The sequence below is a fragment of the Candidatus Kryptonium thompsonii genome, assembly GCF_001535985.1.
GTDB lineage: Bacteria > Bacteroidota > Ignavibacteria > Kryptoniales > Kryptoniaceae > Kryptonium > Kryptonium thompsonii.
Genome location: NZ_CZVS01000075.1, coordinates 1 through 7,300 on the forward strand (window position 1 = coordinate 1; position 7,300 = coordinate 7,300).

Sequence of the window (7,300 nt, forward strand, 5' to 3'; positions counted from 1 at the left end):
TATTTTTTGTAATCTCGTTCTTTGTTTTAGTTTTCATCTGGAAATTTGTAAATGTGCCATTAAAAAAATTGACATACGGGACAACTGAGATAATGAACGGGAACCTCGATTTCAAACTTGACTTCAAATCAAAAGATGAAATTGGCTTGCTTGCCGAGTCATTCAACAAAATGACCGAAAAATTAAAACAAGCACACGAAGAACTTACAAACTGGGCTAAGCTTCTTGAACAAAAGGTTAATGAGAAGACGGCGGAACTTCAAAGAGCTCACGCATATATGGTGCAAATTGAAAAGATGGCTTCATTGGGAAAACTTGCTGCAACCGTCGCACATGAACTTAATAACCCACTTGAAGGAGTTCTAACATACGCCAAACTTTTAAAGAGAAGACTTCAAAATGGTGAAATTAGCGAAGCGGAGAAAAAACGAAATTTTAAACGAGCTTTCAATTATAATTGATGAAACATCTCGATGTGGAAATATAGTTAAAAACCTTCTTCTGTTTTCAAAGCAAAAAGTGGGAGAATTTAAAGATGAGGACATTTGCCAGGTGATAAAAAGAAGCGTCGCTCTAATATCTCATCATCTTCAAATGAACAATATAAAACTTGAACTTGATATCCCCGAAAATCCCGTATTTGTTTTTTGCGATGCACAACAAATTGAACAAATGCTTCTCGCAATGGAAATAAACTCAATTGAAGCAATGCCAGAAGGTGGGACTTTAAGAATCGAACTTAACGAAATTGACAGTGATAAAATTCAAATCAAAGTGACAGATACTGGAATTGGAATACCGGAAGATATCTTGCCCCATATATTTGAACCTTTCTTTACGACGAAAAAAGAGGGCAAGGGAACCGGACTCGGCCTTGCGGTCGCATATGGAATTGCCGAAAGACATAACGGAAGCATAAAAGTTGAATCAAAAGTAAACCAAGGAACAACGTTTACAATTACATTGCCCAAAAAACTAAACATCAGCTATGACGCACAAATTTAGCATTTTAGTTGTTGATGACGAATTTATCGTCAGAGATTCCCTATCAAAATGGTTTACACAAGATGGATATAAAGTTGGCGTAGCGGAAAACGCAGCACAAGCATTAAAACTGATGAATGAAGGACCATGGGATATAATCTTCATTGATATTAAAATGCCCGGAATGGATGGGCTTGAACTTCAAAAAAGGATAAAAGAGATTGACCCGAACGCTATAATTATCATAATTACTGCATTTGCATCTGTTGACTCCGCCGTTCAAGCATTGAAAGAAGGAGCTTACGACTATATCACAAAACCAGTTGACCCAGATTACCTTTCGCACCTTGTTAAAAATGCCCTAAAGCAGAAAAAATTAACGGATGAGAACATTAAACTGCGCGAACATGTATCCGAGCTTGTCATGGGAGAAGAACTCATCGGCGAGAGCCCGCAAATTAAAAAAGTAATCGAACTTGCGAAAACAGTCGCCCCGACAAATACCACCGTAATGATAAGAGGCGAAAGCGGAACAGGTAAGGAACTTGTTGCAAGATTAATTCACGCACACAGCCCAAGAAGATATTTTCCATTTATCTCAGTAAATTGCGGCGCTGTTCCAGATACGCTTCTTGAATCTGAACTCTTCGGACATGAAAAAGGAGCTTTCACAGATGCGCTTTACAGAAGAAAAGGTAAATTTGAACTTGCGGATGGAGGAACAATTTTTCTCGATGAAGTTGGAACCATAAGCTTGAAAATGCAAATCCAACTTCTCCGCGTCCTTGAAACAAAACAATTTACAAGAATTGGTGGGAACGAAATAATAACAAGTGATTTTAGAGTCATTTGCGCAACAAACTCAGACCTTGAACAAGCAGTGAAAGAAGGAAGATTCCGAGAAGACCTTTATTATAGGCTTAATGTTTTCACAATCTTCATCCCACCGCTTAGGGAAAGAAGAAGCGATATCCCATTAATAGCAAAATATTATCTTGAAAAATATGCAACAATGATGCATAAACCAATAACTGAGATCTCACCAGAAGCGATGGATATACTAATACGATACGATTGGCCTGGAAACGTAAGAGAACTAAAAAATGCCATTGAAAGAGCTATGGTGCTTGCGAAACCACCCGCGATAAGACCCCAAGATTTACCAATTCAACTAATCGAAGAAGAACAACCTGAAAATGAAACACTTGAAGTGGTTGAAAAAGCTCATATACTCAAAATTTTAAATAAAACAAATTGGAACATAACACAATCAGCAAAAATTCTCGGCATAGATAGAGTTACACTCTACAACAAAATCGAGAAGTACAATCTGAAGAGAAACAGGGTCGCTTAAAAACTCATGACCTTAACAAAACCATGTAAAATTCTTATAGTCCCAATTTACCCGGTCGATCTTGAACTTGTTCTAACCCTTCCCTCACAACTTAGGGAAATTTTTAAATGTGATGTTTTACTTGATAATACAAATCACCTCAACCTTCTATCTGCTTATGACAGTTCAAGAGAACAGTTCAACTCAACGAAAATAATTTCAATCCTTCTTGAAAAATTCAAAAACTTCAACGGCAAAGTCCTTGGTGTGATCTCAATTGATTTGTTCATCCCCGTGTTGACTTATGTATTCGGAGAAGCACAGCTTAAAGGGAAAGTTTCCATCGTCTCGACATTTAGATTAAACGAAATTACCTATGGTTTCCCCGAAAATAAAAAACTAACTGCGGAGCGACTTTTAAAAGAAGCCGTCCATGAACTTGGACATAATTTTGGGCTTCTACACTGTGAGAATTATCTATGTGTTATGCATTCCTCAACTTCCGTTGAAGAAGTTGATATAAAGACAGCATCATTTTGTGACGAATGCTATAAAAAATTATTTGGGCAAATTTCGACTGAATTCAATGATCACCATAATGGCGAATAGAATTGAATAAACCGTCTCAATCCAACCAAGTTTTTTAAATTTCACCTTTCTCTCAAGCATAAATGTCCCCATGATCGAGTGAATTATCACTGGCAAAAATCCAAGAAAGGTTAGAAGACCTACTGAATTGAAAGCAAACAACGCACTAATCAAAATTAAAATGGCAACATGATAGGCAATGTTATATCTGCCGATGAAAAGTTTTTCACTAAGTGTAAATTTTTCCTTCTTCGTTGCAAGCGCAGATATCTTCATCCTAACATAAACTATCCCGCTCCCAAAGAATATTAAATTTAAAAAGTAAAGCTGAAGCATGATCAGATCAAATCTACCTATACCGACATAATAAGCCGATGGAGCCGTCATCACAAGCACACTCATTGCGAAAAGTTGTCCACCCTGCGTTTTGTCAAGATTTAACTTGGCAAGATAAAGTTGGAGAAAGAAAGCAATCAAGCCTATCAACCCAAATAAAAGCAACCCGTAAAGCTTAAAATAAAAAATCAAAACAAGCGACGGCAAAACAGCAAATGGTAGAAAAACAAGGAAAGATTTTAAAGCATCCTTTACATTTTCAGATGAGATTTTTAACCTCAACTTCGCAAGCATCAACGCAGGCTGATAAGCGAGAAAGATTGAAAGAACGGAAACTAGAAAAAGAACTATTTTTATATCAAATCCACCGCCAATTTTTGCACCCATTAAAAACGGGATGAGCAAAATAGCCCAAGAACCGTGTTCTTTGGGGAAAATTATCATAGAACCATCTTAATTTTTTTAAGTTTTCCGTGCAAACACAACAATATTTTTTGATTCATTAGCTTTAAACTCTCTTTTTAAAAAATCTCCAAAAATTTCAATCTCCTTAAATCCGACCATGCGAAGTTTCCTACATAGAGCCTCACTTTTTATCGGCTTAATTCTTGTGGTTATAAGCTTATGGGAGTAATTTTTTGTCTTATCAACTATTAAAACATTAAACTTCAAAAAATCTTTTCTTATCTCAAAAACTTTTAAGCTCGGGGAGCCAACTATCGTAGGTTCAAAATCATAAAAACGGACAAAAATTCTTTCGGGAGTCTCACGAACATTCACTATCCTTTCTTCATTTTCCATAATTTTATCATAGTTCAAAATTTGAGCAATCAAAATTCCATTCGGCACCAAAGCGTTATAAAAATTTCGCAAAGCAATTAACAAATCTTTTTCATTGATCAAATGGGGGAGCGTATTCCCGATGCACAAAACAAGTTCAAATTTTTCTTTATACTTTTCCTTTATCAAAGAAAAATCAAGAACCTCAAACTCCGCTGATACCCCAAATCTTTGGGCAAGTTCCCTCGCCTTTTCGATCATAGATGCGGAAATATCTATCCCAAGAACTTCAACACCGAGCTTTGAAAGAATTATTGAATGAAGCCCAACCCCACAACCAGCATCAAGACATCGGGTAATTTTATATTCACTAACGATGGTTTTGAAAATTTCACTTTCGCTTTCAACCTTGGACGAAAACTCAATCATATCCATATAATCTTCCGAAAGCTCATCGTAAAAATCAGAAGCAGATTTAACTTTACCATATGTTTCAAATTTACCGTTCTCAGGCAAGCTTCAATCTTAAATTATTTTAACAACATCCGCCAACCTCTTTTATACCTTCATAAAAACTTGCGTCCTCAAGAGCTTCCTTTATCATCTCAACGGTTGGCGCACCATAAAATTGACCATTAATTTTGTAAATCCGACACGTCATACCGTAATTTCCACTATCCATATAAGATGGATCAACATCAACACCATTAACTCTTATTGTTGGAGACCCAGGAAATTTATATTTTAAAGCCTCTTCCTCAGTTTTTATCTCAATTTCCTCGATATGATAGTCTTTTATCCTTGCCTTTTCTATCGCTTCCAACAAATTCTCCCTCGCCTTCTTATGATTTGGACAATCGGAAAAGTAAAGAAATTGAATTTTCATCGCTCAAAGTTCTACTTTTTTGCTTTTTTCATTTTAAAAAGATTTTTTAAATTTTCAAAAGTCTAACGAAATCTAACCTTACAAAATGAGAACAATACCTTGCTTAATTTTCGTTCTTATCATCATTGGATGCGCAACCCAAGTTCCACCTTCTGGAGGTCCACTGGACACAACCCCACCTGAAATTGTCAAAACTTATCCCGAAAATGGAACTGTTAACTTTAAAGGTAATTACGTTGAAGTTGAATTCAGCGAATATGTTGATAAACGTTCTGTTCAAGATGCTATTTACATCTCTCCGTACATCCAAGGTGAAATCCAATACAAATGGTCTGGAAGAAAATTAAAACTTGTTTTTCCAGAAAAACTCAAAGATAGCACAACCTATGTTATAACTTTTGGAACCGAAATTAAAGATTTAAACGCTGGCAACAAAATGAAGGAATCATTTACACTTGCTTTCTCAACTGGCTCAGCAATCGATTCGGGCTCAATAGAAGGGAAAATTTTTTCAAACAAAGGGAATTTCATGGTCTTCGCTTACTTAATTGACAAATTAAACCCTGACACACTTTCTCCACTTCACACAAAACCAGATTACGCCACCCAAGCTGGAAGAGACGGCGCCTTCAAATTTCAATTCATTAAACTTGGCAAATATCGATTGTTTGCAATAAATGATAAGACTAAAAACCTTCTTTACGATCCTGGGGAAGATGAATACGGCGTCTTTTGGGAAGATATTGTAATCAACTCAAAAAACCCAATTGCTACGAATGTAATTTTTAAAACCACAATTGAAGACACAAGCAAACCTTTCGTTTCATCGGTGAATGTCCTCGACAATTCGCACATACTTATAAAATTTTCAGAAAAAATAAATCCGGAAAACGCAACGATAAAAATCGAAAAAAACGAAACCGAAACACTTCCACTGATAACCCAAATTTATCCCGATAGCAGTAAAATAATCTTGATTTTATTGGAAAAACTTGACACAAGAAATAAATATCAACTTGCTCTTTCAAAGACAACAGACCTCGCTGGAAATGAACTTGGTGAACATATCTATGAACCTCCAGGTGAATTTGCAGATGATACAACCGCACCCACATTAATTTTTTCAATTCCAGCTGAAGGTGAAAATGATGTAAACCTAAAACCAGAAATTAAACTTTTCTTTGATGATGTTCTACTTTCGGAGCCTAAAATACAGCTATTTGATTCAACGGGAAACGAAATAAAAGTTAAAGCGAAACAAAATTTAAACGAGCTAATCATTGAACCAGAGACAGAACTAAAACCCGATGAGCTTTACACGCTTAAAATCTCTGAAGCTCGTGATCTTAACAACAACATTCAAAAGGACACATTAAAATTATCATTCAAAACCATCAACCCACTAATTTTTGGAGCTATTGAAGGAAGTGTAACCTGCGAAGATACTATATCAAGCGTTATAATTTCAGCGTTTGAAACTTCAACTGGGAAAAAATTTACAACAAAAACAAAATGCAACTCAAAGTTTACAATTGAACAAATTCCACAGGGGAGATATTTGATTGAAGCATTTATCGATTCAAACGGAAATGGAACTTACGATTACGGCAAAGTTTTTCCATTTGCCCCATCAGAGAAGTTTACCGTTTATCCAGATACGGTAAAAGTTAGAGCGAGATGGACAACCGAGAACATAAACATAAAATTTTAATCAAAAACAATCATACATTTTAAAGATTCACCAGCATTCGCAGTTAACATAAAAGCATCAAGTGTATTCTCTATTTTGAACCTATGCGTGACAAGATTTTCTGCTTTTACTATACCTTTACTTATCAAATTTAATGCTTCAGCCGTATCATCAGGACCTGCCGAATAACTTGGGATTATTGAAATCTCGTTGAAATAAATCTCATACGGTTTTATCTCAAGTTTTGCATCATCAGGCGTTGGCGTAAACAAAATCAACTTTCCACCTTTTGCGACAAGCTCGAGACCCATTTTAATTGCCTCAATCGTTCCTGGACCAACTATGACAATATCCGCTCCATAACCGTTTGTGAATTCCAAAACCCTGTCCTTGACATTTTCACTTGAAAAATCAATTACATAATCGGCTCCGTTTTCAATTGCCTTCTCTAATCTATACTTTACTTTATCAACCCCGATGATAATTTCAGCACCATAAAACTTAGCAAGTTTTACATTCACCTGACCCATAAATCCAAGCCCAAGCACAACTATATAATCCCCTTCCCTTATACCTGCTCTCTTAAATGCTTTAACAGAACAAGCAACTGGCTCAACGATGGCGCCATCCTCAAAAGAAACACCATCGGGCAATTTCAACGTATCATTCCTCAAATTAACATTGGGAACTTTTACATATTCAG

9 protein-coding genes are annotated in these 7,300 nt (G+C 36.0%); 5 read left to right on the forward strand and 4 right to left on the reverse strand.

The window, feature by feature from the left end; genetic code table 11:
• From AWW78_RS09230 to AWW78_RS09245, 4 genes are all read left to right on the forward strand, one after another.
• On the forward strand, positions 1-461 hold a 461-nt coding region (locus tag AWW78_RS09230; protein WP_141653915.1), incomplete at its 5' end, for a HAMP domain-containing protein.
• A complete protein-coding gene (locus AWW78_RS09235) occupies positions 400-1,005 on the forward strand; it encodes a sensor histidine kinase (RefSeq protein ID WP_082359573.1) in 606 nt (201 codons plus the stop codon). The genes AWW78_RS09230 and AWW78_RS09235, both read left to right, overlap by 62 nt.
• Complete coding sequence (locus AWW78_RS09240; protein ID WP_047134984.1) at positions 989-2,338, forward strand: sigma-54-dependent transcriptional regulator; 1,350 nt, start codon at positions 989-991, stop codon at positions 2,336-2,338. The genes AWW78_RS09235 and AWW78_RS09240 overlap by 17 nt, the downstream gene beginning before the upstream one ends.
• Before the next feature lie 6 nt (positions 2,339-2,344).
• Positions 2,345-2,926 (forward strand): archaemetzincin family Zn-dependent metalloprotease, encoded by a 582-nt coding sequence (locus AWW78_RS09245; RefSeq protein ID WP_047134985.1) that lies wholly within the window; start codon positions 2,345-2,347, stop codon positions 2,924-2,926.
• Here AWW78_RS09245 and AWW78_RS09250 read toward each other — a convergent pair.
• From AWW78_RS09250 to AWW78_RS09260, 3 genes are read right to left on the reverse strand one after another with little or no spacing between them, the layout of a single operon-like run.
• The gene (locus tag AWW78_RS09250; protein ID WP_047134986.1) at positions 2,876-3,685 is read right to left on the reverse strand and encodes a YwiC-like family protein; all 810 of its coding nucleotides are present in this window, start codon (positions 3,683-3,685) and stop codon (positions 2,876-2,878) included. The two genes, AWW78_RS09245 and AWW78_RS09250, sit on opposite strands and share 51 nt — an antisense overlap.
• An 18-nt stretch (positions 3,686-3,703) precedes the next feature.
• Positions 3,704-4,537 carry a class I SAM-dependent methyltransferase gene (locus tag AWW78_RS09255; protein WP_075426244.1) on the reverse strand — a complete coding sequence of 278 codons (834 nt, stop codon included), beginning with the start codon at positions 4,535-4,537 and terminating at the stop codon, positions 3,704-3,706.
• A 19-nt stretch (positions 4,538-4,556) separates the two neighbouring features.
• Positions 4,557-4,907, reverse strand: a complete 351-nt coding sequence (locus tag AWW78_RS09260; protein ID WP_047134987.1) for a DF family (seleno)protein — start codon at positions 4,905-4,907, stop codon at positions 4,557-4,559.
• 85 nt (positions 4,908-4,992) lie between these two features.
• On the opposite strand from AWW78_RS09260, the gene AWW78_RS09265 reads away from it, so the two are divergent.
• A complete protein-coding gene (locus tag AWW78_RS09265; protein WP_047134988.1) occupies positions 4,993-6,618 on the forward strand; it encodes an Ig-like domain-containing domain in 1,626 nt (541 codons plus the stop codon).
• Here the strand turns inward: AWW78_RS09265 and AWW78_RS09270 are convergent.
• A partial coding sequence (locus AWW78_RS09270; RefSeq protein WP_047134989.1) for a zinc-binding dehydrogenase occupies positions 6,615-7,300 on the reverse strand: 686 nt, incomplete at its 5' end. The two genes, AWW78_RS09265 and AWW78_RS09270, sit on opposite strands and share 4 nt — an antisense overlap.